The sequence below is a fragment of the Streptomyces sp. NPDC017890 genome (assembly GCF_044328675.1).
Lineage (GTDB): Bacteria > Actinomycetota > Actinomycetes > Streptomycetales > Streptomycetaceae > Streptomyces.
In genome coordinates this window covers 1-1,656 of the sequence record NZ_JBIRHU010000134.1, presented here as the reverse complement: position 1 = coordinate 1,656, position 1,656 = coordinate 1, and the positions used below count along the sequence as shown (strand labels likewise).

The 1,656-nt window shown below is 60.4% G+C and carries 1 protein-coding gene; it reads left to right on the top strand.

What is annotated here, in order from left to right; translation table 11 throughout:
- Nucleotides 1-396: 396 nt before the first annotated feature.
- Nucleotides 397-1,656, top strand: a 1,260-nt coding sequence (locus tag ACH4F2_RS35995; RefSeq protein WP_398136806.1) for an FtsK/SpoIIIE domain-containing protein, incomplete at its 3' end; no start/stop codon positions are given.

The following is a 1,656-nucleotide window of genomic DNA, read 5'->3' as shown; positions in this document are numbered from 1 at the left end:
TGGGATGGCTCCCATGAACCTGTCACTCAGTAATGCATCGGATACAAGGCACTGCCGGATGCGTCGGTAGAAGGTCTGGCATGAGTGAAAGTCCAGAGACATTTTTCTCTGAAGATTTTTCGCCGCGATGTCACTCAGGTCCGGTCGGCGGGATCTTCCTATGAGTAGAAGGACCATCCGAGGCAGCTGCGCGAGCGCGCGGTTGACCGACCACAGGAGGAGCGCCATGCAGATGCAGACCGGAATCGATCGCCGCCAGGTGATCGGGGGTCGGCGATGACGAGTCCCGCGCAGGAAAAGGCCCCCGCCCGATTCGCTCGTTCCCCACGCATTAGTTCGCTGCCGGCACGGTCGCATAACTGGGTTCGCGACAGCTTCTGCCTCGGAAGCGCAGCAGTGGGTGTCGGCGCCGCAGCCCCGCTGTTCGGGTATGCCGCCTTGTCCATTCCGGCGGCCGCAGGTCTGTCGATAGGCGCGGTCTACACCGGAGTTGTGGGGAAGAGAAAACAACTCCGAGATGTCGACGTCGACGAAGTTGTCGAACGGCTCTGCCCTGTCATGGGACTCCCTGAAGCGACGCGGGCGGTGTTGTCGGTATCGAAGTGGAGCGGAGGGACACCGGGCGTGCCGGGAAAACTCACTGTCTATTACCAGTCGGCGCAACCGCTCAACGACGACACATGGGTCGACGACATCTGCGAGGTTTTCGAAGACCAAGGGTGGGGATTCTTCGCCCTCGCAGAACACGACCGCAACCGTCGGCGATTGATCTTCACACCCGCGGCGGAACCGGAACGAGAGCCCTCCGACAGTGAAGCGGTGGCGCGTGCAAAACGCTACGTCGGGCAACTGCTGGGACCGACCGCAACGGTCACCGCGATCGATGTCGATGCCAAGACAGGTGAAGTCACCTCCATGAAGGTGCGGCACGAAATCGGATCGAAGCTCGTCTCGGACGGCTATCGAACTCGTGTCGAACGCGCGATCAATGCGATGTTCCCCGGACGCTGGCGAGCAAAGTGGAACCATCACACGGACGAGGTCACGTTCGAGCAACGCACCGCGTTCCCCGACAGCATTTGGTTGCCCGCCCCGGACATCGACCCGGAAGTCGATTTGTTGGCCAACTACGACTCCGTCGAGATCCCATACGGTGTCGACGAAGATGGCAACGAAGTGGTGTGGCGCCCCGCGATCGATCCGAATCTGATGCTGGTCGGACCTCCCGGTAGCGGCAAGACAGTGACGGCACACAACCTGTTGGTCAACTTCTCGCGCCGCGGATGGCCGATCTGGGTGCTCGATGGAAAATACGTCGAATTCCTCGGCTTCCAGGACTGGCCCAATGTTCAAGTGGTCGCCACGTCCATCGAACAGCAAGTTGCGATGGTGCACCGGGCACGCGACTTGATGGAGTTCCGCTACGACAAGATCAAAATGGGCGAGGCAACGGAAACGGACTTCGAACCGGTCCTGGTGTTCCTCGACGAGTGGGCGGAATTCCGCGGCAATGTCGAAGATTGGTACTTCTCGGTCAAACCAAAAGGCGGACCGAGGGAACCACCGGTACTCAACATGCTGGCATCGATGGCGCGCAAGGCTCGTACGTCGCGAGTGCATCTGGTCTTCGGCACACAGCGCCCCGATGCGATCTAT